We start from the raw sequence: 25393 nt of genomic DNA, 5'->3' as shown, positions 1-25393 counted from the left end.
TACCCCTCCATTCTAATAATTTTATTATAACAGAATTGTTTTTTATAGCCAATAGCAAAAGTTTATCCTTAAATGATAAATACTTCATTTTGAGTTTGCAATAAAAATATTATGTAAATTTAAAAAGCAGAAGTGGAAAAAGCATTGCTCCATTTTTGCTTTTTCTGTTATAATGTGCTGGGAGGCAGATATGAAAGAAAAAATATTAATTGTAGATGATGAAACAGAAATCGCAGATTTAGTCGAGTTATATTTGCAAAATGAGGATTTTCTCGTATATAAATTTTACGATGCAGAAGAAGCGTGGAATTTTATGGAGAAGGAAGAGCTGGATTTGGCTCTTTTGGATATTATGATGCCCAAAATTTCAGGTTTAGAGTTATGCAAAAGAATACGTGAACGATATAATTATCCTATTATTATGCTGACGGCAAAAGGGGCGGAAATTGATAAAATTCAAGGCTTAACTTTAGGAGCGGATGATTATATTACAAAGCCTTTTCAGCCCCTTGAAGTGGTGGCAAGAGTAAAGGCGCAGCTGCGCAGATATAAGCGCTATAATATGGGAACAGTGAAAGCAGAGGAGATTTTAGAGCATAAAGGATTGGTTTTGAACAAAAAAACGCATGAATGTTTTTTAAATGAACGTTTATTGTCTCTTACGCCCACGGAGTTTTCTATTTTAGCTATTTTATGCGAACAAAAAGGCAATGTAGTTAGTGCGGAGGAGCTGTTTCATCAGATTTGGAAAGATGAATATTACAGCAAAAGCAATAATACCATCACTGTACACATTCGTCACTTAAGAGAAAAAATGGAGGACTCTTTTGAAAATCCAAAGTATATTAAAACAGTGTGGGGGTGTGGCTATAAAATTGAAAAATGAGAAGAAAAATATTTGTAAAATTGTGAAAATTATTCTTTTGATTTTGTTGTTCCTTTTGGGAATTTACGGAGTTTACTATCTATTTGATACGGTTTTTAACGGCATGATTTTAGATTGGTTTAGCAGTAATTTCGCATACGAACAAAGCGGATGGTATGACGAAAAACAAAATACGCAATATATTTATGAACGTGTGAATTGGCAAGCATTAAAGGCAGTGGCTATTTTTTCTCTTGTTTTTTTAGCTGGCATAATTGGAAGCTCTGTATATATTATTTTGCATTTTTCCTTGAAAAAACAACAGAAAAAATTGATTTCCAAAACAGCGGAAATGATACATGACTACATGAAAAAAGAATGTGATGTATCGGAAATTTTCCCTCAGGAATTTTCAGAAATAAGTACACAGCTAGTTCAGATAAAAGCAGATATGGAAAGAAAAGAACAGTATTTGAAAATGGAAACTCAAAAGAAGAACGACTTAATTACTTATCTGGCACATGATTTGAAGACACCGCTTACATCGGTTATGGGGTATCTGAATTTACTGGAAGATGCACCGGATATGCCCCTTGCTCAACGCGAAAAATATACTCATATAGCCAGAAAAAAGGCAGAGCGTTTAGACAGTCTTATTCAGGAATTTTTTGAAATTACCCGTTACAATTTACAGAATATTACGCTGGAAAAAGAGAATATTGATTTATATTATATGCTTATACAGATGAAAGAAGAATTTTATCCTGTTCTGGCGCAGAAGGGTAATTCAATAGAATTGAAAGTGCCGGAAGACTTACAGGTTTACGGTGACGCAGATAAGCTTGCCAGAGTGTTTAATAATATTATTCGAAATGCTGTTTCTTACAGTTATCCGTCTTCTGTTATTACGATTGAAGGACAGAAATCTTCAGATGGGGTGTGCCTGTTCTTCCGAAATAAAGGAAAAACAATTCCAAAGGAAAAGCTTTCCAGAGTATTTCAGAAATTTTTCCGAATTGATGAGGCACGCAGCTCGGATAGCGCAGGTGCAGGTCTTGGACTTGCTATTGCAAAAGAGATTGTGGAGCTTCATGGCGGGAGTATTTCTGCTATAAGTGAGCAGGAGGAGACGATTTTTCAGATTGTACTTTCGGAAAAGTAATGAAACGAATATAATACGTATTAACAAAAGGAAAACTGTTTAGAATGGAGTAAATTTTATAAGGTACAGAAAAATAGAAATGGATATGGTAATCGTAATATTTGTGATAATGGTAATAGTTGTTTTGTATCAGAATAAAGTAGAATGGGAATTACAGAATAAAGAATTAATTTTTTTTGATTGGAATAAATGGAAAAGAATTAAAAGAAAGAGCTGGTGGCTATTTCTTGACTTTGAATACCTAAAAATGGAAAAAGAATTGATGTCATGGTCTAAATGTGAACTAATAACTATGAAAGCTTTATGTAAAAAGAAAATTCCAAGTAGAAATATTTGGAGCGAAGTTGTTCCAGCAATAGCTATATTTACAGGTATTTTAAGTGCTTCTATTTCCGTATTTGGTATAGTTGCAGATTTGCATGTAAGCCTTCCACAGGAAGATATAGAAAATGCTGGACAAATGTTTTATGATGATATAGTACAGTATGCTATAATAGCAATTATTCCATTTGTTTTATGGTTTATATCAGTAGCAGAGTATTTTTTGAGTAAGAGATACAAGAATATTTTAATTATGTGTGAGAGTATTTTAGAACAAAAAGAAGATTAGGACATATGATTGACATACGTAATATTACGTGCTATCATCTTTGTATGATAAGGAAAGGAGATACATAAAATGCCAATGACACCGAAAGAGATGATAAAATATCTCAAAAAGAACGGGTTTGAGGAAATTAGACAGAATGGCTCTCATATTACAATGAAGAACCGTGATAGCGGCAAAACAGTTATTGTTCCTTATCACTCTAAGTCTTTGAAAAAGGGCTTAGAGCAGGCAATACTAAAACAAGCAGGGCTGAAATGAGCCCTGCGCCTGAAACAAATGGAGGTATTATGTATGGAAAAATTATTTTATCCGGCTATTTTTCATAAAGCAGAAGAAGGTGGTTTTTGGATTTCATTTCCTGATTTACCGGAATGTTTTACAGAAGGAGATGATATGAAACAGGCTTATGAAATGGCAGTAGAGGCTCTGGGACTTGCGTTGGTGAACCGAAAAGAGGAGAAAGAGGAAATTCCTATGCCCTCCGAAATAGATAAAATTCAAAACGAGGAAGGTATTTTTGTAGTAATAGAGTTTGATATGCAGGAGTATTTACGAAAACACAATGCAAAAGCAGTGAAAAAAACACTCAGCATACCGCAATGGTTAAACGAAGAAGCAACTGCAATGGGAATAAACTTTTCTCAGGTTCTTCAAGAAGCTTTAATGAATAAATTAAATATCGGAAGATAAGTGATTTATAATCTTAAGGAAATCTTAGGATTTTAACAACAGAATATTAAAACACCTTTTCTTTCTTTTTGGTACAGTAGATTTATAAGAAGTACAAAAGAAAGAAGGGTGTTTTTTATATGAGTAAACGGAAACAAAGAAGAAAGAGAAGAAGAAAAATAGGGTTAATTTTGTTGGCAGCAGTGTTGGTTTTCTTGCTTTTGCCAAATAAAAAATCGGAAGTTTTCAGCAAGGGAAAGGAAGAAGTTTCTTTAGGAGAGCTTTATAGTGAGGCTGCGATACTGGTGGATGAAGAAGGTCAAATTTTATCCTCAAAAAATTCAGAAAAGAAAATTTATCCGGCTTCACTTACAAAAATCATGACGGTGATTTTATCCATAGAAAAGCTGGATAATATACGGGAAAGAACTGTTTTAAGAGAGGAAATCTTTCCTAAATTATATGCACAGGAGGCTTCTATGGCAGGCTTTTTGCCGGGAGAAAAGGTTACTTACAGAGACCTTTTATACGGGGCACTGCTGCCGTCAGGGGCAGAATGTTGTGTCGCTTTGGCAGAAGGTTCTTGCGGTTCAGAAAAAGAATTTGTATCAGAAATGAATAAGAAAGCAAAAAAACTGGGAATGAAAAATACACATTTTACAAATACTACCGGCCTACATGATGATAATCATTATACAACAGTTGAGGATTTATCACGCTTGCTTTGTTATGCGATGAAAAATCAGGACTTTTCTAAGATTTTTACTGCATTTTCATATTCTGTGCCTGCGACTAACAAACATCCGGAGGGCTTTACTTTTTTCAGTACCTTATCACAGGAGCTGCAAAAAGCAGGAGTGAAAGATAGCTGTATTTTAGGAGGAAAAACGGGCTATACCTCAAATGCAGGGCTTTGTCTTGCCACAGCAGCAGAAATAAACGGAAAAAAGTATTTTTTCATTACTGCTCATGCACAAGGCTCGCATAATACAGAGCCGTATCACGTGTTAGATGCGCTTTCTGTTTATGAAAAATTAGAAATCAGTGACGTAAATTAGGTATCTAAAGTATCAAAAAAGTGTATAATATAAATAAAAATAAGAGAATTAGTCAACGTAGTGTTGACTGGTTGAATATGCAGGCATATAATAAGGTTAAGGCAATAGAGTTGTTTATTGAGGAGGTATGCAGATGAGTGATATAAATATGATGATTGCCAGAAACATCTTTACAATTCTTAAAAAACAGAAGAAAAAACAAGTAGAGCTTGCAGAAGCATTGGAGACAAACAAGCAAACAGTTAGTAGAATGCTCAATGGTGCACGTATGATTAATGCAATAGAGTTGAAACAAATAGCTGATTTTCTTGGCGTAAGGATGGAAGAATTGACGAAAATTCCGGAAAATATGCCTGACACAGATATTATACATGTATTTATGGGGAAAGTGGACTCTGAACAAGCAAAGAATGCTTTAGAAATAGCAGACAAACTTTCAGATATGATTATATTTCACAGTAAAGTGAAAGAGAATGGTATGGCAATGATGGAGGGGTATGATTTTTAATGGGAGATATTATTAGCGAAAGCTTATATAAAAAACAGAATATACGATTTGAGCACATGAATGAGTTATCTAAAGCATTTGCTGTTAATTATTGTGGAAATACGATTATAAGAGATAGTATATTTGGGATTGTTCCTAATTATGCCAGAAAAAGAGAGTTGCCTTTGGAGGTTCTTAGATATCCATTTAAAGATGAGGAACTTTGGGCTTTTACATTTATAAAAAAAGGAACTATTTTTCTTTGCGTGAATACGGAATTACCTATATGCAAGCAGATTTTTGCAATGGCACATGAACTTTATCATATTCATTGCTACGCAGAGGACATCAATACAAATACAATTACCGGAGGCTCGCTCTTGGATGCGAGAACATTTAATGAAGAAGCAGCAACTCAGGAGGATTTGGAGGCTAACGCATTCGCAGGGCTTTTGCTTATGCCGGATGCAAGTGTAGTGGAACAATTTAAAATATTTGGGCTTTCCAAAGAAGAGTTAAATGTTGATGGTGTCCTTGTTTTGATGGATATTTTTGCATTGCCGTATAAAGCAGTTATTTTGCGTCTGATTGAAAACGGAATGATTAAAGAAACAAAAGCCAGAGAACTGCTTAAAATCAATTCAAGTTATGTTTCTGACAGAATTCAATTAACAGGAAAAGCTCAAAGATGGCAAAAAAACAGTAATGATTTAATTCATTATGGAAGTTTACTTGAAAAGTTCTCTTTTAACTTGGAGCATGAATTGCTTGTTGATACCCGAGAAGCTTCAGACAAGGCATATTTGGAAAAAATCGAAAAAGAATTTCAAAAAGAAAGATAAGGTGAAAGTATGGCAAAGAAAAAGTATGCCTTGCTTGATACAGATTTTATTTCAAAAATGCACCTAATACGCAAGGATGATGAAAATAAGCTGATTGATAAGATTATGGCAATGCCTGATTATATTTTTTATTGCCATGAGCAGATAAGTGTTGAACTTTTGCGTCATAATATTGCTGGAGCACCGACAGGGTTTAAGGACAAGGTTGAAAATAAGAGCATAAACCTTTATGATGATAAAATGATTTTAGATGAGCTGACAGTTATTTATGGAGAACTGGCCATAGCAATGTATATTGAAATGTTAAAGAACGCCTGTGATGCTTATAAGGCTGGCTATTTTGAAGAGAATTTTGTAAAAGTATCTGAAATAGATAGCTTGCGTATAGGAAAAGAGGAATTTCTTAAAACATTAACATTAGATTGTGATGCCATAGGAGCAGGAAAAAATCTTGGGGAATTAAAATCTTATGTATTATTGCAAGTTTTAAATATGAAATTGGGGCAACAAGTTTATGTATTTTGTTCAGATGATAAAAATGCCAGAAAAGGAATTATTGCTGTGGGAGGCGCAAGCTGTATTAGCGTTTTATCTTCCTTCATAAGACTCCGAAAGGAAATTAACTTTAAACGAGAGGAGGCAGATCCATATATAAAATCATACATAAATTACTGTCTGGAAAAGAAGCAGACTACCTTTAGAATACAAGATACGTCACAAGAAAAAAAGAATGTGTAAAGTACCGTGTGAACAAGTATTTGATGAAATGTTTGACGGGAAAATGGAAGAAATGAAAACCGGAAATTTGAAATACATATAACCCCACCGGAAAGGATTAAATATATGAATTTATATGATAACATTCTATCTTTTAAAGGCACATGGAGAAGGTATCAGGAGCGTGTCTTAAACTCCTCGGATGCTTATCTCTCCGACAAAAAAATACATATTGTAGCTGCTCCCGGCGCAGGCAAGACAACCTTAGGCATTGAACTTATCAGGCGGACACAAAAGCCCTGTCTTATCCTTTCACCAAGAATTGTTATTCGGGAGCAGTGGCTGGAAAGAATAAAAGACGGCTTCTTAAATGAGAAGCTTTCGCCCGAAGATATTCTTTCCAATGATATTCAAAATCCAAAGCTCATTACTTCGATTACCTATCAGACTTTATTTTGCGGCATGACACATTATGCCGGAATAACTGAGGAAGAGGAAACAGAAAATCAGGAAGCCATGGATTTTTCTCATTTTGAGCTTCTTAGAACAGTAAAGGAAGCAGGGATAAAGGTTATATGTTTAGATGAATGTCACCATCTGAAAAACGAATGGTGGAAGGCGCTAGAAGATTTTATGAAGGAAATGGGAGAGGTTACGGTAATCTCATTGACAGCAACACCTCCTTATGACGCGACGTCGGTGCAATGGGAACGTTACTGTAATATGTGCGGACCTGTGGATGAAGAAATTACAGTTCCTGAGCTGGTAAAGGAAAACAGCCTTTGCCCACATCAGGATTTTGTGTATTTTAATTATCCCACAGGTGAAGAGCAGGAAAAGGTAGATTTCTTTCGGCAAAAGGCAGCTCAAATGATGCAAAAACTCATGGGTGATGTACGATTAAAGGAAGCTGTGGCATCTCACAAAGGGTTGGAAGACGTACAGGGATATTTGGAAAAATTACTGGAAAATCCTGCATATTTATCTTCTTTGCTGATTTATTGTCAGGAGCAGAATATTCCTTATGCCCGCAGATGGCTGAAAATATTAAATGTTAAAGAGCTTCCGTTTATGTCTGAAAAGTGGATGGAAATTTTATTGCAGGGATTTTTATATGATGATGTATCTGAGTTCGTGTGTCAGGAGGAATATCGGGAGGAGCTTATTCGGCAATTAAAAGCCCATGGATTGATAGAGAGAAAGAAGGTTGCTTTTTTCGTAAATCAGAAGCTGGAAAAGACTTTGATGAACAGTGCGGGAAAATTAAAAAGTATTTCGGAAATTTGCAGACTGGAATATTCTTCTCTGGGTAATCAGTTACGGCTTTTGATTTTGACAGATTATATTAAAAAGGAATATGCAAGAAAGATGGGAAAGCCCAATTTCCTGCCGGACACCTTAGGGGTGCTGCCTATTTTTGAAATGCTGAGAAGGGAAAATCCGGATTGGAAATTAGGTGTTTTATGCGGAAGTCTGATTTATGTTCCGGATACAGCGCTGGCTGCTCTGAAACGCATTTCCTGTTCTTTTGGTATAGAAAAACTTCCTTCAAAGGCATTATTAAATGAAAATGGAGAATGTTTGGGTTACAGTGAGATTTTGCTTACAGAAAATACCCATTTGTGCACACAGATGATTACCATGCTCTTTGAAAAAGGAGAAATCGAAATTTTAATTGGAACGAAATCACTGTTGGGAGAAGGCTGGGACTCTCCTTGTATCAATGCTCTGATTATGGCAAGCTCTGTGGGTTCTTATGTGTTGGGTAATCAGATGCGAGGAAGAGCTATCCGTGCAAGTAAGGATAATCCTGACAAAACCAGTAATATCTGGCATTTGGTCTGTATGACAGATACGAAGGAGTCCTGCGAAGTGACAGAAGATTTCCGTACACTGCAAAGAAGGATGATGGGATTTTTAGGAGTGAGTTATGATGGAACAGTGATTGAAAACGGTATGGAACGTTTAAATACCATTACTCCTCCTTACACTTACCGTCATCTTATGGAAATCAATGAAGACATGAAGCTGCGGGCGTGTATGCGGGAAGAATTAAAAGCCCAGTGGCAGCAGGCAGTTCATATTCAGGGAAATATGGAAGCCGTAGAAACCTGTAAAATGAAGAAAAAGACTTTAAATCCCAGCGCTTCTTTTTTCAATGCTTTGGGTATGATTGCGTTAAGTGTTGCAATTCGAATGAGTCAGGGCATGATACGGGGCGCTTTTCGCAGAAGCTATGGGCAGCAGGGTATTACAGACTTTATTTTTACCGTGGCAGCAGCCGGAATTTTTCTCTGGGGTGTGTGGCGGCTTGTGCACTTTTCCAGTCCTTTAAAGCGATTGAGAGAAATGGCAGAAGGAATGAAAGCGGCTCTTACAGAGTCTCAAAATATTACGTCTTCCTGTAAAATCAGTGTGGATGCGGTAAACGGTGTAGATTATCAGGTGTTTTTAAAGGGTGGAACGACAAGAGAGAAAGAACTGTTTGCCCAGTGTATGGAGGAATTTTTGGCGGCAGTGGATAATCAGCGTTACCTTTTGTACGCACCGAAGGCATTGGGAGCTATGACGAAATATTACTGTGTGCCCTCTGTTTTTTCTAAGACAAAGCAGGATGCCCTGTTCTTCCAGAAAGTTATGTCCTCTCACTTAGGCAAATATCATCTGGTATATACCAGAACACCGCAGGGAAGGGCTGTGTTGCTCAAAGGAAGGGCAGAAGCCTTTGGCAGTCGAAATGAACGGCTTTTCAACAGGAAAAAGGAAATAAAAGGAGCTTTGGAGTAATTCTTCTTTCATTGACAAGTTTTTTTTCTTCCAGTACAATATAAACTGGTGTGAATTTTACTTTTACCAGTTTATAGAGTGGAGATTATAAGATGAACAACACATTAGAAATAAAGATACAGGATTTAAAAAACTTAAACAAAGAGGAATATCTGCTGGTAGATATTCGGGAAGAAGCAGCTTTTGCCCACGGTTTTATTCCCAATGCAGTGAATATTCCTCTGTCAAGGCTTCGGGAGAAGCCGGAGCTTCTTCCAAAAGAAAAGAAGATAATTTTATACTGCGCCAAAGGGATTTTAAGCTATGAGGCAGCAGAGGAATTGGAAGAAAAGGGGTATGATGTCGCACATCTTGCAGGTGGATATGGGGCATGGCTTTTAGACAGCTTTTCCACAGAGGAGCGATATCCGGAAATTGAAAAAAGCATCAGAAAAAAATTTCATAAAACGATTTTCAGCCGTTTTACAAAAGCCATCAACGAATATGAGCTTGTAAAAGAGGGGGATAAGATTGCCGTGTGCATTTCCGGCGGAAAAGACTCTATGCTTATGGCAAAGCTGTTTCAGGAACTGCAAAAGCATCGAAAAGTAAATTTTGATGTAATTTTTCTGGTAATGGACCCGGGATATAACGAAACGAACCGAAAAGTAATTGAGGAAAACGCCCGTCTTTTAAACATTCCCATTACAATTTTTGAGACAAATATTTTTGAAACGGTGTATGAGATTGAGAAATCCCCCTGCTATCTGTGTGCCCGTATGCGCAGGGGCTATCTGTACAGTAAAGCAAAAGAACTGGGCTGTAATAAAATTGCTCTGGGACACCACTATGACGATGTGATTGAAACCATTCTCATGGGAATGCTTTACGGAGCACAAATCCAGACCATGATGCCAAAGCTTCACAGCACAAATTTTGAGGGCATGGAGCTTATTCGCCCTATGTATTTAATCCGTGAAGATGATATTAAGCATTGGCGTGATTACAACGATTTACACTTTATTCAATGTGCCTGCCGTTTTACAGATACCTGTACCACTTGCAGAGAAGACGGAAGCACAGGCTCAAAGCGTATGGAAATCAAAGGACTGATTAAAGAGCTAAAGGAAATCAATCCTTTTATCGAAGGAAATATTTTTAAAAGTGTAGAAAATGTAAATTTAAGCACTGTGATTGCATATAAGGAAAATGGGATAAAACACCATTTTCTGGAAAATTATGACACCGCAGAAAGGACCGAAGAAAATGGATAAGAAACAGTTGCAGACGCTGCTGGAACAGGTAGCCAACGGAGGCGTGAAACCGGAGGAAGCTCTGCTTCAGATTAAAACAGAGCCTTATAAAGATATGGGATTTGCAAAGCTGGATACACACAGAGGTATTCGTCAGGGAATGGCAGAGGTGATTTATGGTGCCGGAAAGACAAAAGAACAGATTTTAAAAATCGCACAGGCAATGCTCACAGAACAGGAAAAAACAGTGCTGATTACCAGAATGAGTCAGGAAGCAGCTGATTATGTGAAGCAGTATTTAGATTTAAAATATGACGAGATGTCACGTACCGGAAGAATTGGAAAAATTCCAACGCCGGACGGAGCAGGAAAAATCGTCATTGCCACAGGAGGAACCAGCGATATGCCTGTGGCTGAGGAGGCTGCGCTTACCGCAGAAATATACGGAAATGAGGTAATACGCCTCTATGACGTAGGGGTAGCGGGCATGCACCGCCTGATGGACCATGTAGATGAAATCATGAGTGCGAGAGTCATTGTAGCCATTGCCGGTATGGAAGGCGCACTGGCAAGTGTTATCGGAGGCATGGCAGACTGTCCGGTAATCGCAGTGCCTACCAGTGTGGGATACGGAGCCAATTTTGGCGGTTTATCAGCGCTGCTGTCTATGTTGAACTCCTGTGCCAGCGGCATCAGCGTGGTAAATATTGACAATGGTTTTGGTGCAGGATATTTAGCTAGTATGATTAACCATTTGGACAGCAAGAAAAACTAAGGAGAAAGAACATGACAAAGCAGGAAAAAGCGTTGGAAGTCATTGAACGTTTGCGAAAGGAATATCCGGATGCCGGCTGTACACTGGATTATGACGATGCGTGGAAATTGCTGGTCAGTGTGCGTTTGGCTGCACAGTGTACTGATGCCAGAGTAAATGTTGTTGTTGAGGATTTATATGCAAAATATCCAGATGTAAATGCTCTGGCAGAAGCACCGGTAGAAGAAGTAGAAAAAATTGTACGTCCATGTGGCTTAGGAAAGAGCAAAGCAAGAGATATTTGCGCTTGTATGAAAATTTTAAAAGATGAATATCAAGGGAAAGTGCCGGATGATTTTCAGGCTCTTTTAAAACTCCCGGGAGTGGGAAGAAAAAGTGCAAACCTGATTATGGGGGATGTATTCGGAAAACCTGCCATTGTGACCGATACCCATTGCATTCGTCTTGTAAACCGCATTGGGCTGGTAGAAAATATTAAAGAACCGAAAAAGGTAGAGATGGAATTATGGAAAATCATTCCTCCCGAAGAGGGAAGTGACTTTTGTCATCGCCTTGTATATCATGGGAGAGAAATATGTACTGCCAGAACAACACCCCATTGTGAGAGATGCTGTCTGGCAGATATCTGTGAGAAGAATGGAATTTAAAGAATTTCGTCAAGCTGTTCTTCAGTTAATTCTATATGATAAAAAAGCTGATAAAATTCAGTTACTTCTTTTCGAATATCTTCGGTATAGACTTCGGGATAGACAATACTTCCAAGCCATGGAATACCGATAAAACGATTGACAGAAGGAGGATTGTTAATGTAGCTGTATGGAATATCGGGAATTTGATAAACCTGTTTATTCTTTACAGCTTCTAAATCCTGCCATGCGGGATCATTTAAAATCTTTTCATAAAGCTCTTTTGTGTCTGCTAAGACAATATCGGGCTTCCAAAGGAAAATCTGTTCTAAGGAAACTTCACTTCCGCCGCCGGTAGAGGCAGCGTCAACTCTTGCAGCATTTACTGCACCAATCTGTTCCACAATATCTCCGTGAATAGAGCCGGAAGCATTTGTATTTAAGCCTTCACTTCCAGAAGCCAGATAAATGGTCTTTTTCTCGTCTTCTGGTATAGATGCAGCTTTTTTGGAAGTATCCTCTAAAAGGTTTTTACAATAATTTGCAAGTTCTTCACACTCTTTTTCATTTCCGGTTAATTCTCCCAGCTTTGTATAAGCGTTTTCCATCGTAGGCAGAGTTGCTTCAATAAAGACAACAGGGATACCAAGCTGTTCACTTAGTGCATCTAAATCTTCAGCAATATTTTCTTTTGGTTCACCAATATCGATTACAAGATCCGGAGCTGCTTCTAAAAGTGCTTCCATATTCAGATTGGCATTTTTTCCATAAAACTGACCGAAAACAGGGAGGGAATAATAACTGCTGTCAATATATCCTTCTGCTGTTTTGGGGAATTCTCTGGCAAGGCCGCAGAGTAAATCCGGCGCTGCCGTATACAACACTAATTGAGCTACAGGACCAGAAGGAGCGATTTTTTTCAATTTTTTTGGAATGGTTACAGTTCGTCCTGCAGAGTCTGTAAAAGTGCGTGTTTTTTCTGCTTCAGCACTTTCTTGTGTCTGTACTTCTTTGACAGGCTCTTTAGCAGACTCTTCCTTTGAACAGCCGGTAAAGCTAAAAATCAATGATACAGATAGTAAAATAGTAAATAGTTTCTTTTTCATAAAATCCTCCATAATAAATTAAATTTTGGGAATGCACACAGGCTGCGGAACATCAGAAGATGTATAAAGCTGTATGGGAATACTGTAAATTTCTTCTAAAAGGGAAGCAGTAAGTACCTCTTTGGGAGAGCCCAGCGCCATAGCAGTTCCATTATGTAAAACAAGCACTTTGTCTGCAAAAAGAAAAGCATGTTCCGGATTGTGTGTGGAAAGCAGAACAAGATATCCAAGTGCAGACAGCTGTTTTAACTTTTTTAAAAGACGGATTTGATTTCCGTAGTCCAAGCTGGAACATGGCTCATCCATAATGAGAATGGGAGCTTGTTGAGCAAGGGCTCTGGCAATCAAAACCATTTGTTGTTCCCCTCCGCTTAGATGAGAAAAAGAGCGGGAAGCATACTTTTCCATATTCATAAGCCGAAGAGCTTCCATAGCAGTTTCCTTTTGTTCTTCCTTTGGTGTTGAAAAAGGAGAAAGACTGGCAGTAGTTCCCATAAGAACCGTATCAAATACAGAAAACGAAAAGTTTTGTTTATGTAATTGAGGAATATAGGCAATGGATTTTGCCAGTTCTTTTTCTTTAAAATTTTTTATATCCTTGCCATCAAGAGAAATTGTCCCTGTATAGTTTTTCTGCAAATTTAAAATACATTGAAATAAGGTACTTTTTCCGGCGCCATTTTTGCCCAGCACACATACAAAACTTCCTGTATCCAGAGAAAAACGAATATCTCTTAATAAGGGAGCTGTATGATAGGAAAAACACAGAGAATATACGGATAAGTTCAAATTATCACCTCTTAAAAATTACTTTCTTTTTTCAAAATCAAATATAGAAAAATGGGAACCCCCACGAAGGCAGTTAAAATTCCGATAGGAATTTCATTAGTGGATAAAAGTCTGGCACAGTTATCAGTTATTACAAGAAAACTGCCGCCTAACAGGAAAGAAGCAGGAAGAAGTTTCTGATAATCATTTCCTACTAAAATTCTTCCAATATGAGGAATAATCAGTCCAACCCAGCCAATCATTCCGCTTACAGATACTGCTGCAGCAGTAATCAGTGTAGCACAAAAGATAACAAGAAAGCGGATTTTTTGAATGGAAATACCCATACATTTTGCCTCGTCATCACCTAAAGTGGCAATATTCATCTGCCAGCGAAAAAGATAAAGAGGGATAAGCCCCAGTATAATTAAAGGTGCGGAAAAAAGAACATCATCCGGACGAATAGATGCAAGGCTTCCCATCAGCCAGTAAGTAATGACAGGCAGTATATTGTCTGTATCAGCCACCAGTTTTACTAAAGAGATGGAGGATGAAAACAGTGAACTTATCAGAATACCTGCCAGTACCAAAGCAAGGGTAGGACTGCTTTTGACTCTTCTGCTAATCAAATAAACAACAAGAACTGCCAAAAGTCCAAAGCAAAGTGCGCTGACTGAAACCGCCTGATAGCCAAAGCCCAGCAAAAGTCCCAAAGCAGCTCCAAATCCCGTTCCGGAAGAAACTCCAAGTACATCAGGAGAAACTAAAGGATTTTGAAAAATCCCCTGATATACAGCACCGGCACAAGATAATCCTCCTCCTATTAACGCTGCCATAAATACTCTGGGAAGCCGTATCTGAAACAAGATAGTTTCTAATTGAGTATCCCATGTAGGAGAAATCGGAAAAACTTTGGAAAATAGAATTTTTACCAATTCCACAGGGGAAATGGGATAGCGTCCCAGAAGAAAGGAAGAAAAAAAGCAAAGAGAAAATAATAAAAACAACCAAAAAATCCAATGCTTTTGTTTTTTCTTTGTCATGTGTGAACCTCAGTTTTTAAAAAGTTTTTTAAGGCAAGCTTTACTTCTTCACGATTAAACGCTGTTAGTTCTACAATGACGCTGTGAAACTGCTGAGTCATATCCTTGTGTAATTTCTGAAGGCTTATGGCTTCCTGTCTTTTCATTTCGACTCTTGTCATCATAGAAGTCAGATTTTGAGGGCTTTTTATGACACCTACACAGCAGATATCGCTTTTTAACAAAGTGTAGAGCGTATTTAAAAATTCGGGAACGAGAAGCTCTGTTCCTCCAATTTCGTCCAGACATTTTAAAGGTGTCTTTTCATTTAACAGTGTAATTGCAGTTGTCTGAAAAATACGTAAATCTTTTTGCCAGCCTGTGTCCGATTTTTTTATGAACAAATCGGATGCTTCTGCCTGATATGTGGCAGTAAGGGGAAGCCTGCTGCTCCAAGGGAGGAGACGAAAGCCTCCGGTAGTACCATCAGGAAGGAGCTGTCTTTGAGCAAAAAAACCAGATATAGGAAATTCCATTTCTTGTAAAACCTCCATAAGAAGAGTGGATTTTCCTATACCGGAAGCTCCTGTGAGAAAAAAATGACGCATGTAAAATACCTGCCTTTATTATCTTGCTTATTTTAAATAGGTAACCTTGGAAGGTTCAAAAAATCCTCGTGCATCAGGATTTTGCTCAGCTTTTCCTACAGCTACAACAGCCAGAGGAACACTGGAAACCTGAAGGAGCTTTTGCAGCTTTTCCACACGTTCCATTACCGGATAAAAACCGCACCAGCAAGTACCATATCCTAAATCAGTTGCCTGAAGAAGGAGATTTTCAATGGCAGCGCCACAATCCTGTGGCCAAAAAGCGCTGCATATCGTTTCCTGCAAATCCGGTCTGCCGCATACTACAATGGCAAGACTTGCTGTATGGAGCATAGAAGTATGGGGACTGATTTCTATAATCTGTTCTTTTATTGCTGGGTTTTCTACAACAACAAATTCCCATGGTCTTGTGTTGCAGGCACTTGGCGCCATCATGGCAGCCTCCAACATGGTTTCAATGTCTTTTTGAGGAATAACAAAATTTTCTTTATACTTTCGAATGCTTCTTCGTGCACGAATAACTTCTGACGTATTCATAATTTAAAACTCCTTTCTTTTTTTCTATCCTAATTATAAAGCTTTTTGGAAAGGAAATAAATCTATTTTTACAAATTTGTCACGGATTGATAATAACTGAAAAAGCTTTGGTAAGGCAGAGATGAAAAATATTCTGACAAATAATAGGAAAATAATGACTTTATGTATTTAAAATGATATAATATTAGAAATATCAATGAAAACAAAATTTTAGAGCGATAACAATGGGATTTAAAGAAACATTTTTTGAAATATTTATATTTGAATTTTTTAAGGAGGAATGTGTATGTGTATTTGGAAAGCAATATTTAGTGTCTTAACGATTATTTTCGGTTCTCTTGGATTGATGAACATAATATCTACGGATATAACACTGCCAATTATGTTTGTTTTTATGGGATTAACTCTTTTAACAAATGCAAAAGAGTGTTACGACAAAGGAGCGAAGAAAGATGCTCTGATATTTACAGGTGTAGCAATCTTTGTCTATGTGGTTACAGCTTATAATTTGATAAGCAGATTTATGTAAATCTCAGTTTGTGTGGTAAATTTGAGTTTGCAGCGATACAATTACACGTTTGTGTTTATTATAGATATCCTAAACCGAAAGGAGATGTTCATTATGAATAGAAACTATTATCTTATGACGATTGAAACATTAAACTTGGAGGGAGATTATATGCTATAATCTCTCCACAACAAACAGGAGGAATTATGAGTAATATTGAATTAGTGAGAATTGACGAGAATAACTTTATACAGGCGTTTAATTTAAAATTGGCTAAGGAACAAGAGCAATTTGTTTCAAATCCAATCAGGAGCTTAGCGCAAGCATATGTATATTATAACCAATGTATTCCTTTTGGAATATTCAATGATGATACAATGGTTGGTTATGTGATGGTGATATATGATTATGACCTCGCGGAGTATAATATTTGGCATATGATGATTGATATTGCGTATCAGCATCAGGGATTTGGAGAACTTGCTTTAAGAAAATGTCTGGATTATATTGCATCCAAACCATTTGGTCAATCTAACAAAGTAGCTTTAACGTGCAATAAAGATAACTCCATTGCACTGCATCTATATTATAAATTTGGTTTTAGGGAAACTGGAAATGAAGATGAGGATGAAATTGAGCTTGCTTTGTTACTATAAATAAAGCTTGATAAATTCCAATTTAGGAGTGATATAAATGATTAAAAATTTAATGTATATTGAACTAAAAACAGGATATTCTGATGATGGTCCAGCATGGATTGGATATGTGAAAACTTCAAAAACCAAGAAAACCATTTATTTTAATGACCATGCTTTTCAAAAATATAATGGTGGTTATTCTAACTATGTAGATATTGAAAACGGCGATGAATATTGGATTTCTGGCTTGAAAAAGAGAGAGAACAATCGTCATTGGGACGGTCATGGAAAAATTATGATTGACCGCAGAGCTGTTAATGAATATCTTACTCTGATTGGAGAGAAAGAATTGTCCCTAAATTTGTTTGAAATAATTGACATTGAAGACAGATTTCCAGTTGAACGAGTAAATAAACTTTTGAACGACAGAAGTTGATTTGGAAGTGCTGTTTCTTATTTTTAAAGACGAGGAAGTTAACAAATTTCTTCTATGGTATCCTATGAAAAATAACCTTCCAATTTGCAGTGCAGTAAATTTAGAAGGTTGTGGAGGGAAACACATGATTGTGACAGTGGATAGAACAAACTTGTTACAAGCTGCAAAGATACATTCAATCTCATGGAAAGAGTCACATCGTTCTTTCTGTGCACCAGATTTTATGGAGGTATATCTATGTTTATACCATTTTGGGAAAAGAAAAAATCAATACCAATAAGAGGAACATTAATGAAAGTTTTAGTAGCTATTGTTGTATTGATAATCTGTGCCTTTTTAATCTATTGTGCCATAAAGCCACCAGCATACTTTCCATTTCTAAAAGATGATATAAATCGAATTATATATGGAGTAGTTGGGGCGTTTTTTGGCTTTAAGGCATTAAAAATGCTTTTTACAAAGGAAAATAAATCTTGAAATTCCAGCTTATAAAGGGAATAAGGAAATGAAACAAAGAATTGAAAAACGCTGTATTTCATGAACAAACTGCCGCATGAAGTCTCTTTTTAGAAGATACTTCATGCGGCAGCCCTTTTAGATTTCATAATCATAAATAAAAAATGTCATTTTTGAGCGTTGTTGATTAACAGTAAAAAAATGTTCTTTTTCACATCTTCGTACCATTCCCTGATGTTCATAAAAACCGTAGTTGCAGCTGGTGTCTGTGTAAAGGTAAAAACTGTTCAAATGTTCGTTTTTCAGATACTGAAGAAATCGCTGGTATAATTGTTTCCCTACGCCTTTTCCACGGCAGTCAGGACTAATAACAAAAAGCGCCAATTCTGCAGGATAAGGACCGCATTTCGCCAGTAATTCTTTATCAATTCCATTTACACTGCCAAAGATTTTGGAGGCATTTCGGCCTTCTTGTGTCAGATAAAGAGAGATGAGAGAACAAATTTGTTTCCATCTATATGAAAATGGACATTTGTGAGCAGAAATATTTTTTCCAAGAATAATTCCCACAGGTTTGCCATTTTCCAAAGCTACCTGAGAAAAGGTTTGGTTGGTAAGACAACTGCTCAGAAATACTCTGGCAAGCTTTTGGGCTGTTTTAGGACTGACAAATTTATCGTAATTCCAAGTTTGGCGAATAATCGCTTCCAATGCAGGAGTATCTTCTTTTCTAAATTCTCTAAATTCCATTGTAATAATCCTTCCTATTTCGATAAAGTTTCTTTTCTTGTTTTTTCTTTGCTGTACTGTATAATAAAGTATACAGTTAGTGTAAAGTCAATAGGAGATTTGAAAATGATGAAAAAAAGTACAAAGCTGCTCACGATAGCAGAGTTTGCCAAGCTTCATGAAGTTAATAAAAGAACGCTGCATTATTATGACAGTATTGGATTGTTTTCTCCTGCCCAAAAAGGGGAAAATCAATATCGCTATTATGAAACCTCGCAGAATAGGGTATTTGAGTATATACGTATGCTGAAAGAGCTGAACATGAGCATGGAAGAAATAAAGGAATATATAGAGCACCCAAATGCTGAAGATTTCCTGCAATTAGCAGAGGTAAAAATCGGAGAAATTGACAGGCAGATGGAAAAACTTGCAAGAACCAGGCATATTCTTTCTGTGATAAAAAACCAGACAGAAATCTGTGAACAATTAAAAGGCGGAGAAATTTTTTTAAAAGAGTGTGAGGAAGAGCACTATTTGACTACACCTTATAATTTTGAAGAAGAGTTTTTAGAGGAAGCATTTGCTCATGTAAAAGAAGTCTGGGGACTAGAGCAGTGCCGCATGGGAATAGGAAGTTACATTTCTGTGGAAAAAGCAGAAAAAGGAGAATTTCAGGAGTATGACGGACTTTTTACGCCGGCTTTTAGGGCAGTTTTCAAAGAGAAAATAATGATAAAACCAAAGGGTACTTATTTGTGTGCGTATTTGAAAGGAAGCTGGAGTTATTTACCAAAGCTTTATGAGAAAATGTTTACTTATGCAAAAAAAGAGAACCTGCGTTTGACGGGATTTGCCTATGAGTGGGGGATGAATGATTTTTCTGTATCAAGAGAGGAAGATTACATTACCCAAATTATGATAAAAGCGGAACAACTGTAAACTTTTCTAGGATTTTGCATAGAATATCCATAATCATATAACAGAAAGAATTTCTATGAATAACAATCAATATCCTTTTATAAACACACCTTTGCCGTATTCTTATCAGGCATTGGAGCCTTATATTGATGCGACAACGATGTATTTGCATCATGAGAAGCATTTACAAACCTATATTGATAATCTGAACAAATTACTTGAAAAAGAGCCAAAACTGCAGTCATGTACCTTGCAGGAACTGACACAAATGCCCGGTGATATTGGAAAAAACAGCGGAGGAGTATACAATCACAGGTTTTATTTTGAAGGGCTTCAGCCTCCCCAGAAAATCTCCCATAATCAACTATATAAAGAAATTGAAAGTCAGTTCCAGAGTTTTGAGATATTTCAGAAAATTTTTAAGCAGACAGCATTGTCTGTATTTGGCTCCGGATATGCGTGGCTGGTATGGGAAAGAGGAATGCTTCGGATTATTACAACTGCAAATCAAGGTGTTCCGTGTTTGAATAAAATGTTCCCCATCCTTTGTATTGATGTATGGGAACATGCCTATTATTTGAAGCATTACAATTTAAGAGGAGATTATATTGATAATTGGTTTAAAGTCATAAACTGGGAGATAGCGCAAATGCGTTGGCAGCAGGGAGAACCATTTATAGCTTCTGTCATAGAATAAAGAAAAAAGGATTTTTTATGGATTATAGTAATTATGAAAAAGTAATTGGAATAATAGAGCGTATTACGCATGGGAATTCCTGCTGTACTATGGTAATCTCCCTGAAGGTTGAAAATAAGGAAAATGAAACAATAAATTTTATTCTTACAGGAGACACCACAGTTATTCACAATGTTCGTCTAAGACCGGGAATGAGAATTGCTGCCTTTTATGATACCAGTTTGCCTGCACCTGCTATTTTCCCTCCACAGTATCAGGCGGAGCTGATTACGGCGTTAAGGCAAAATCAGGAGGTTATGTTGGCTTATTTTGATGAAAATTTAGAAGCGCAGGGGCAGTCTTTAAAGCTGAATTTAAGTCCTATGACAAATATTTCTACCATTAATGGACAGAGATATGCCTGTGCGCCTATAAATACGGAGCTTCTTGTTTATTACACCGCTACAACGAAAAGTATTCCTCCACAGACCACACCACAGAAAATTATTGTAATGTGTCCTTATGAATAAGAAAGCTGCCTGTATGACATATTAGTTATTGTATAGGGGATTGCGTCCTGTACAATAAAAATTTTCTGCAGGAAGCGCACTGCGGCATATAGGAGTAGTTTATGAAATCAATTTGGAGAGAAACCTGTGAAATCGAAAAACGAAAACCTTTAAATGAAAATATAGAAACAGAAGTTGTAGTAATCGGAGCGGGAATAACGGGAATTTTAACTGCTTATTATCTGCAAAGAGAAGGAAAAGATGTAGTAGTTTTGGAAGCAAAGGAAATAGGAAGCGGACAGACACAGAATACTACGGCAAAAATTACTTCCCAGCATGGCTTGATTTATCATTCTATATTAAAACAATATGGAAAAGAGAAAGCCCGGCAGTATGCACTGGCAAATGAAACAGCAATCCACGAATATCAGAATATGATTACAGACTTGCAGATAGACTGCGATTTTGAATACAAGAATTCTTATATTTATTCCAAAAGCCGAAGAGAGTTGGAAGAAGAGGCAAAGGCAGCGTGCATTTTAGGACTTCCTGCATCTCTTACAAAGGAAGAACTTCCCTTGCCTTTTCCTGTATGGGGTGCTGTGGAATTTCAAAATCAGGCACAATTCCATCCGTTGAAATTTTTAAAGGCAATTAGTAAAACAATAAAGATTTATGAGCATACAGAGGTAATAAAAGTAGAAAACCATAAAATTACAACAAAACGTGGGAGTGTGCAGGCAGAAAAGATTATTTTTACCTGCCACTTTCCTTTTGTGAATTTTCCCGGAATGTATTTTGCAAAAATGCATCAGGAGCGTTCTTATGTTCTGGCGCTAAAACATGCGTCACAGGTAAACGGTATCTATATGGGAGCTGAAAAGGGAGATTATTCTTTTCGCAACTATGGAGAATATTTACTTTTGGGAGGAATGGGACATCGTACAGGAAAAAATGCAGGAAGTTATGAAGCATTACAAAATGCAGCGAAAAAATGGTTTCCAAACAGTCAGGAAATTTGTCATTGGTCAGCGCAGGATTGCATGACTTTAGACAAAATTCCTTATATTGGACAGTATTCCAGGGAAAATCCGGATTGGTATATTGCTACGGGATTTCAAAAGTGGGGGATGACGACAGCTATGACAGCGGCGCTCATTTTACGTGATTTGATTTGTGGGCAGGAGGTCTTTTATAAGGACGTTTTTTCACCTTCCAGATTTTCTTTGGGAAATTTGCCTGCCCTTGTAAAGGAAACAGGTCATTCTGTAAAGGGATTGGGTAAGCGTATTCTTTTTATACCGGGAAAAGAAGTGGAAGATATCTTGCCGGGACAGGCAGGAGTGGTTCTGTATAAAGGGAAAAAGGTAGGCATTTATAAGGACATGGATGGTGAAATTTATGCCGTAGATATCCGATGTCCTCATTTAGGATGCCAGCTTGAATGGAATGCAGCGGAATTAAGTTGGGATTGTCCCTGTCATGGTTCTCGTTTTGATTATCAAGGTAATCTATTGAATAGTCCGGCGCAGAAAAACATCTGATAGCATTAATTGTCTAATTTTTCTCTTAAAGTAACAGCTTTTGAAGCAGATCGGCGGCGCTCATCGCTTAATTTGGCATAGTGTTTCTTTGTAGTATTGACATCAGAGTGTCCTAAAACGTCTGCAACCAGATAAATATCTCCTGTTTCCCGATAGAGGGCAGTACCGTAAGTACTTCGTAATTTGTGAGGAGTAATGGTTTTTACAGAAATTGCAGAGGCATATTTTTTTACCATTTTTTCTACGGCATCTACACTAATTCGTTTCCGTTGTCCGGAGAGAAAGAGAGCATCTTCATGGCCGGAGAGGGGAGTAATACCGCTTCGGGAAATTTCCAGATAATCCTTCAACGCTTGTTCTACCTCAGTGCCAAAATAGACAATCATTTCATTACCGCCTTTTCGAAGAATGCGGATACCATTATTTTTAAAGTCAATATCGCCGATGTTTAACCCTACTAATTCAGATACACGAACACCTGTTCCGAGCAGGAGAGTAACAATAGCAATATCTCGATATTTTTGTTTATTATAATGGTAAAGTTTTACACCGGATAGCTGTTTTCCATAATTTTCGATATAATCCAGAAGATTGGCAACTTCATCAGGGTCTAGCTGGATAATGGCTTTTTCCTTAATTTTTGGCATATCTACAAGGCGAACCGGATTTGAGGACAATAATTGGCGTTTGCATAAATAATCATAAAAACTACGAAGGCAAGACATTTTTCTGGCAATTCCTGTACGGGAATTAGTTTCTAATTTATTGTCTGCAGATTTGTATGCTTTTAAGTATTCCTGAAATTCTTCAAAGTCTACAGGTTCAAGTAAGGATAAATCCTGTATGGAAATTTCTGACAAGGATTTTTCTTTTAAAGCAGGATTTGTTTCTTGTAAAAAGCGAAAAAATACACGTAAATCATAAGCATACGATAAACGGGTTTTGTCTGAAGTCGTGGGTTCTTTAGCGCGGAAATAATCCTTCACATAAGGAGGAAGCTCCATTAAGAATTCACGAAGTTTTACAGTATTTTCAATTTTTTCTTGTTCACGATATGTAATTGGCTTTGCCATAAAGAACCTCCCAAAATATGATTTTCAAGAGTAGTTTAACATGTATAGAATGAAAAGTCTATAGTTTTTCGGTTAAATCTGTATTTGTCCGCTAAACTAATCGAATAAGAAAAACACCTTTCAAACTGCTGTTTTCAGTTCTAAAGGTGTTTTTAAATGATTTTTTATGCAAAAGTATTTTCGTCTAACAAAATGGTAAATGGTCCTTCATTAATTAAGGATACTTTCATAAGTGCGCCAAATTTTCCGGTTTGTACGACAGGAACAAATTCTTTTACTTTTTCTACCATATATTCATATAGGCGTTGAGCTTCTTTAGGTTCTCCGGCATCAAAAAAGCTTGGACGGTTTCCTTTTTTACAATTGGCATATAAAGTAAATTGAGACACTAAAAGAACTTCACCATTAACATCTGCCAAAGAAAGGTTTGTTTTACCATTCTCGTCTGTAAAAATACGAAGATTTACCATCTTTTTTACATATTGATCCACAGTGTCTTCTGTATCGTTTTTACCAATTCCCACAAGAACCAAAAATCCTTTTTGAATTTCTGCAATGCGCCCTTCTTCTATTTCTACAGAAGCATGGCTGACTTTTTGTATGACTAACTTCATTTATTTCTCTTCCTCTTCTTCTTCCTCTTTTTTTGTTTTAATAGAAGTCTTCGGGTGTTCTGTTTCCATGAGCCTAACCGGCTGCAAAGTTTCCGGATTAATATAAGCCATATCTTCGTAGAAGGTATCATCTGTAGGCATAGATTTTTTCTTTAACTCATGGTTTCGGAAGTACTTAATCCCTGCCATAAATACTGCCCATACAGGTACGCCTATAATCATTCCTGAAATTCCCATAAGACCACCAAACAAAAGAATGGCAACAATTACCATAAAGCTTGATAAGCCGGTAGAGTTTCCAAGAATTTTGGGGCCGAGAATATTTCCATCAAATTGCTGTAAAAGCAAAATGAAAATCAGGAAATACAGACAATGCATAGGATTTACCATTAAAATAATAAGGGCACTTGGAATTGCCCCCAAATAAGGGCCAAAAAATGGAATAACATTTGTAACTCCTACTACTACGCTGACAAGTAATCCATAAGGTGTACCGATAATGCTGGTTCCAATATAACATAAAATACCGATAATAATAGAGTCTATGATTTTACCATTGATAAATCCACCAAAAGTACGATGGGTGAAACGAAAAGCTCTTACAATACCATTTGCCTTTTCTGTGTCAAAAAGCGCATAGACAAACATTTTAGATTGTGTTACAAAAACTTCTTTATCAGCCATAAGGTATATGGAAATAATCAATCCAATTAAAAGATTTTTAATAAAGACCAGTGTTCCAAATACTCCTGTTGTCAAAGACTGAAGTAATTGTTTAATTTGAGGTAAAACTTCAACATTCAAAAAAGTTTCTATTTTGGGCGAATAACGGTTTAAATAATCAAAAACCATTGTCTGCCATTCAGGATTATCTTTTAAGATAGACTCCAGCCAGTGTTTGATATTTTGTACATATCGTGGAGAGTCATTGATAATGCTGATAATACTCTCCAAAATACTTGGTATGATCATGGCAAGCAGCGAATAAATGATAAAAAATGCAAAAACCAATGCAAAAAAGATGCTTGTATAACGAATGATTTTTTTATGTTTTTTTTCTAAAGTAAATTGCTTTTTTTCTTCTAAAAAATGAAAGATTTTTCTTTCCTGAAAATTTACAATTGGTATTAGCAAGTAGGCAATGATTGCGCCACATATAACAGGCATTAAAATACTGGTGAGTTTCTTTGCCCGTCCTAAAAGTATATCCATACGGAAAATGATAAAATAAAACAGCAAACTGGCACTGATTACAGCAAAGGCTGTCATCCCCCAATATAGATATTTCTTATTCCAACGAAATTTCATACTGCGCCTCCTCTCTTCTTATTCTCTTCTCGTCAACTGTTTGCACAACGCACAATTATTATACCACGTACGCAGGGGAGAAAGCGCTCGTCAGAGCATTTTCTCGACAAGTC

Annotated in this window: 30 protein-coding genes; 21 read left to right on the top strand and 9 right to left on the bottom strand. The window is 36.8% G+C overall.

Features of this window, described 5'->3' with window-relative positions:
- The first annotated feature begins 190 nt into the window (after nucleotides 1-190).
- The 13 genes from vanR to BQ7352_RS11165 all read left to right on the top strand — a co-directional run bounded on the left by vanR (nucleotide 191) and on the right by BQ7352_RS11165 (nucleotide 11851).
- Nucleotides 191-886: a VanR-ABDEGLN family response regulator transcription factor gene (gene vanR / locus BQ7352_RS11225; RefSeq protein WP_072449319.1), complete on the top strand. Its 696-nt coding sequence runs from the start codon at nucleotides 191-193 to the stop codon at nucleotides 884-886.
- Nucleotides 828-2027, top strand: coding sequence for a sensor histidine kinase (locus BQ7352_RS11220; protein WP_083429897.1), 1200 nt, complete (start codon nucleotides 828-830; stop codon nucleotides 2025-2027). Before vanR ends, BQ7352_RS11220 begins: the two co-directional genes overlap by 59 nt.
- 79 nt (nucleotides 2028-2106) lie before the next feature.
- Nucleotides 2107-2637, top strand: coding sequence for a hypothetical protein (locus BQ7352_RS11215; RefSeq protein ID WP_072449318.1), 531 nt, complete (start codon nucleotides 2107-2109; stop codon nucleotides 2635-2637).
- A 75-nt stretch (nucleotides 2638-2712) separates the two neighbouring features.
- Nucleotides 2713-2895 (top strand): type II toxin-antitoxin system HicA family toxin, encoded by a 183-nt coding sequence (locus BQ7352_RS11210; protein WP_330390450.1) that lies wholly within the window; start codon nucleotides 2713-2715, stop codon nucleotides 2893-2895.
- 33 nt (nucleotides 2896-2928) lie between these two features.
- Nucleotides 2929-3327: a type II toxin-antitoxin system HicB family antitoxin gene (locus BQ7352_RS11205; protein ID WP_022239137.1), complete on the top strand. Its 399-nt coding sequence runs from the start codon at nucleotides 2929-2931 to the stop codon at nucleotides 3325-3327.
- 119 nt (nucleotides 3328-3446) lie between these two features.
- Nucleotides 3447-4364 carry a D-alanyl-D-alanine carboxypeptidase family protein gene (locus tag BQ7352_RS11200; protein ID WP_072449317.1) on the top strand — a complete coding sequence of 306 codons (918 nt, stop codon included), beginning with the start codon at nucleotides 3447-3449 and terminating at the stop codon, nucleotides 4362-4364.
- A 133-nt stretch (nucleotides 4365-4497) separates the two neighbouring features.
- A complete protein-coding gene (locus BQ7352_RS11195; RefSeq protein WP_072449316.1) occupies nucleotides 4498-4872 on the top strand; it encodes a helix-turn-helix domain-containing protein in 375 nt (124 codons plus the stop codon).
- The gene (locus BQ7352_RS11190) at nucleotides 4872-5693 is read left to right on the top strand and encodes an ImmA/IrrE family metallo-endopeptidase (protein WP_072449315.1); all 822 of its coding nucleotides are present in this window, start codon (nucleotides 4872-4874) and stop codon (nucleotides 5691-5693) included. Before BQ7352_RS11195 ends, BQ7352_RS11190 begins: the two co-directional genes overlap by 1 nt.
- A 9-nt stretch (nucleotides 5694-5702) precedes the next feature.
- Nucleotides 5703-6431: a hypothetical protein gene (locus BQ7352_RS11185; protein WP_072449314.1), complete on the top strand. Its 729-nt coding sequence runs from the start codon at nucleotides 5703-5705 to the stop codon at nucleotides 6429-6431.
- Between the two features lie 105 nt (nucleotides 6432-6536).
- A complete protein-coding gene (locus tag BQ7352_RS11180; protein WP_072449313.1) occupies nucleotides 6537-9197 on the top strand; it encodes a DEAD/DEAH box helicase family protein in 2661 nt (886 codons plus the stop codon).
- 92 nt (nucleotides 9198-9289) lie between these two features.
- Entirely contained in the window at nucleotides 9290-10450 is a 1161-nt protein-coding gene (locus BQ7352_RS11175) for a rhodanese-like domain-containing protein (protein WP_072449312.1), read from the top strand.
- Nucleotides 10443-11204, top strand: coding sequence for a nickel pincer cofactor biosynthesis protein LarB (larB, locus tag BQ7352_RS11170; protein WP_072449839.1), 762 nt, complete (start codon nucleotides 10443-10445; stop codon nucleotides 11202-11204). The genes BQ7352_RS11175 and larB overlap by 8 nt, the downstream gene beginning before the upstream one ends.
- Nucleotides 11205-11215: 11 nt before the next feature.
- Nucleotides 11216-11851, top strand: a complete 636-nt coding sequence (locus BQ7352_RS11165) for an endonuclease III domain-containing protein (protein ID WP_072449311.1) — start codon at nucleotides 11216-11218, stop codon at nucleotides 11849-11851.
- On the opposite strand, the gene BQ7352_RS11160 is transcribed toward BQ7352_RS11165, so the two are convergent.
- From BQ7352_RS11160 to BQ7352_RS11140, 5 genes are read right to left on the bottom strand one after another with little or no spacing between them, the layout of a single operon-like run.
- Nucleotides 11848-12936: an ABC transporter substrate-binding protein gene (locus tag BQ7352_RS11160; RefSeq protein ID WP_072449310.1), complete on the bottom strand. Its 1089-nt coding sequence runs from the start codon at nucleotides 12934-12936 to the stop codon at nucleotides 11848-11850. The two genes, BQ7352_RS11165 and BQ7352_RS11160, sit on opposite strands and share 4 nt — an antisense overlap.
- Nucleotides 12937-12954: 18 nt before the next feature.
- Complete coding sequence (locus tag BQ7352_RS11155; RefSeq protein WP_072449309.1) at nucleotides 12955-13725, bottom strand: ABC transporter ATP-binding protein; 771 nt, start codon at nucleotides 13723-13725, stop codon at nucleotides 12955-12957.
- An 11-nt stretch (nucleotides 13726-13736) separates the two neighbouring features.
- A complete protein-coding gene (locus tag BQ7352_RS11150) occupies nucleotides 13737-14747 on the bottom strand; it encodes a FecCD family ABC transporter permease (RefSeq protein WP_072449308.1) in 1011 nt (336 codons plus the stop codon).
- Nucleotides 14744-15334: a nucleoside-triphosphatase gene (locus BQ7352_RS11145; RefSeq protein ID WP_072449307.1), complete on the bottom strand. Its 591-nt coding sequence runs from the start codon at nucleotides 15332-15334 to the stop codon at nucleotides 14744-14746. Before BQ7352_RS11145 ends, BQ7352_RS11150 begins: the two co-directional genes overlap by 4 nt.
- A 27-nt stretch (nucleotides 15335-15361) precedes the next feature.
- Nucleotides 15362-15871 (bottom strand): nitroreductase family protein, encoded by a 510-nt coding sequence (locus BQ7352_RS11140; RefSeq protein ID WP_072449306.1) that lies wholly within the window; start codon nucleotides 15869-15871, stop codon nucleotides 15362-15364.
- A 286-nt stretch (nucleotides 15872-16157) separates the two neighbouring features.
- Here BQ7352_RS11140 and BQ7352_RS11135 point away from each other — a divergent pair, with 286 nt between their 5' ends.
- The 4 genes from BQ7352_RS11135 to BQ7352_RS11115 all read left to right on the top strand — a co-directional run bounded on the left by BQ7352_RS11135 (nucleotide 16158) and on the right by BQ7352_RS11115 (nucleotide 17930).
- Entirely contained in the window at nucleotides 16158-16400 is a 243-nt protein-coding gene (locus BQ7352_RS11135; RefSeq protein WP_072449305.1) for a hypothetical protein, read from the top strand.
- A 185-nt stretch (nucleotides 16401-16585) separates the two neighbouring features.
- Nucleotides 16586-17035, top strand: coding sequence for a GNAT family N-acetyltransferase (locus tag BQ7352_RS11130; protein WP_072449304.1), 450 nt, complete (start codon nucleotides 16586-16588; stop codon nucleotides 17033-17035).
- Nucleotides 17036-17072: 37 nt separating this feature from the next.
- A complete protein-coding gene (locus BQ7352_RS11125) occupies nucleotides 17073-17453 on the top strand; it encodes a mannose-1-phosphate guanylyltransferase (protein WP_072449302.1) in 381 nt (126 codons plus the stop codon).
- A gap of 237 nt (nucleotides 17454-17690) precedes the next feature.
- Nucleotides 17691-17930, top strand: coding sequence for a hypothetical protein (locus tag BQ7352_RS11115; protein WP_072449300.1), 240 nt, complete (start codon nucleotides 17691-17693; stop codon nucleotides 17928-17930).
- Nucleotides 17931-18047: 117 nt separating this feature from the next.
- On the opposite strand, the gene BQ7352_RS11110 is transcribed toward BQ7352_RS11115, so the two are convergent.
- Nucleotides 18048-18659 (bottom strand): GNAT family N-acetyltransferase, encoded by a 612-nt coding sequence (locus BQ7352_RS11110; protein ID WP_083429896.1) that lies wholly within the window; start codon nucleotides 18657-18659, stop codon nucleotides 18048-18050.
- Between the two features lie 108 nt (nucleotides 18660-18767).
- Between BQ7352_RS11110 and BQ7352_RS11105 the strand changes: the two genes are divergently transcribed.
- The 4 genes from BQ7352_RS11105 to BQ7352_RS11090 all read left to right on the top strand — a co-directional run bounded on the left by BQ7352_RS11105 (nucleotide 18768) and on the right by BQ7352_RS11090 (nucleotide 22285).
- Nucleotides 18768-19577, top strand: a complete 810-nt coding sequence (locus BQ7352_RS11105) for a MerR family transcriptional regulator (protein ID WP_072449838.1) — start codon at nucleotides 18768-18770, stop codon at nucleotides 19575-19577.
- Between the two features lie 55 nt (nucleotides 19578-19632).
- On the top strand, nucleotides 19633-20253 hold the full coding sequence (locus BQ7352_RS11100; RefSeq protein WP_072449296.1) for a superoxide dismutase: 621 nt from the start codon (nucleotides 19633-19635) through the stop codon (nucleotides 20251-20253).
- Nucleotides 20254-20270: 17 nt separating this feature from the next.
- The gene (locus BQ7352_RS11095; RefSeq protein ID WP_072449295.1) at nucleotides 20271-20762 is read left to right on the top strand and encodes a hypothetical protein; all 492 of its coding nucleotides are present in this window, start codon (nucleotides 20271-20273) and stop codon (nucleotides 20760-20762) included.
- A gap of 101 nt (nucleotides 20763-20863) precedes the next feature.
- Nucleotides 20864-22285, top strand: a complete 1422-nt coding sequence (locus tag BQ7352_RS11090) for an FAD-dependent oxidoreductase (RefSeq protein ID WP_072449293.1) — start codon at nucleotides 20864-20866, stop codon at nucleotides 22283-22285.
- Nucleotides 22286-22290: 5 nt separating this feature from the next.
- Here the strand turns inward: BQ7352_RS11090 and BQ7352_RS11085 are convergent, their stop codons facing one another.
- The 3 genes from BQ7352_RS11085 to BQ7352_RS11075 all read right to left on the bottom strand — a co-directional run bounded on the left by BQ7352_RS11085 (nucleotide 22291) and on the right by BQ7352_RS11075 (nucleotide 25280).
- Entirely contained in the window at nucleotides 22291-23358 is a 1068-nt protein-coding gene (locus tag BQ7352_RS11085) for a tyrosine-type recombinase/integrase (protein WP_072449291.1), read from the bottom strand.
- A gap of 164 nt (nucleotides 23359-23522) precedes the next feature.
- Complete coding sequence (gene dtd / locus BQ7352_RS11080) at nucleotides 23523-23972, bottom strand: D-aminoacyl-tRNA deacylase (RefSeq protein ID WP_072449290.1); 450 nt, start codon at nucleotides 23970-23972, stop codon at nucleotides 23523-23525.
- Nucleotides 23973-25280 carry an AI-2E family transporter gene (locus BQ7352_RS11075; protein WP_072449288.1) on the bottom strand — a complete coding sequence of 436 codons (1308 nt, stop codon included), beginning with the start codon at nucleotides 25278-25280 and terminating at the stop codon, nucleotides 23973-23975.
- Nucleotides 25281-25393 lie beyond the last annotated feature (113 nt).

This window comes from Blautia sp. Marseille-P3201T (assembly GCF_900120295.1).
Taxonomy (GTDB): domain Bacteria; phylum Bacillota; class Clostridia; order Lachnospirales; family Lachnospiraceae; genus Blautia.
Note: the sequence above shows the minus strand (reverse complement) of the source record. Positions and strands in the feature narration are given on the sequence as shown.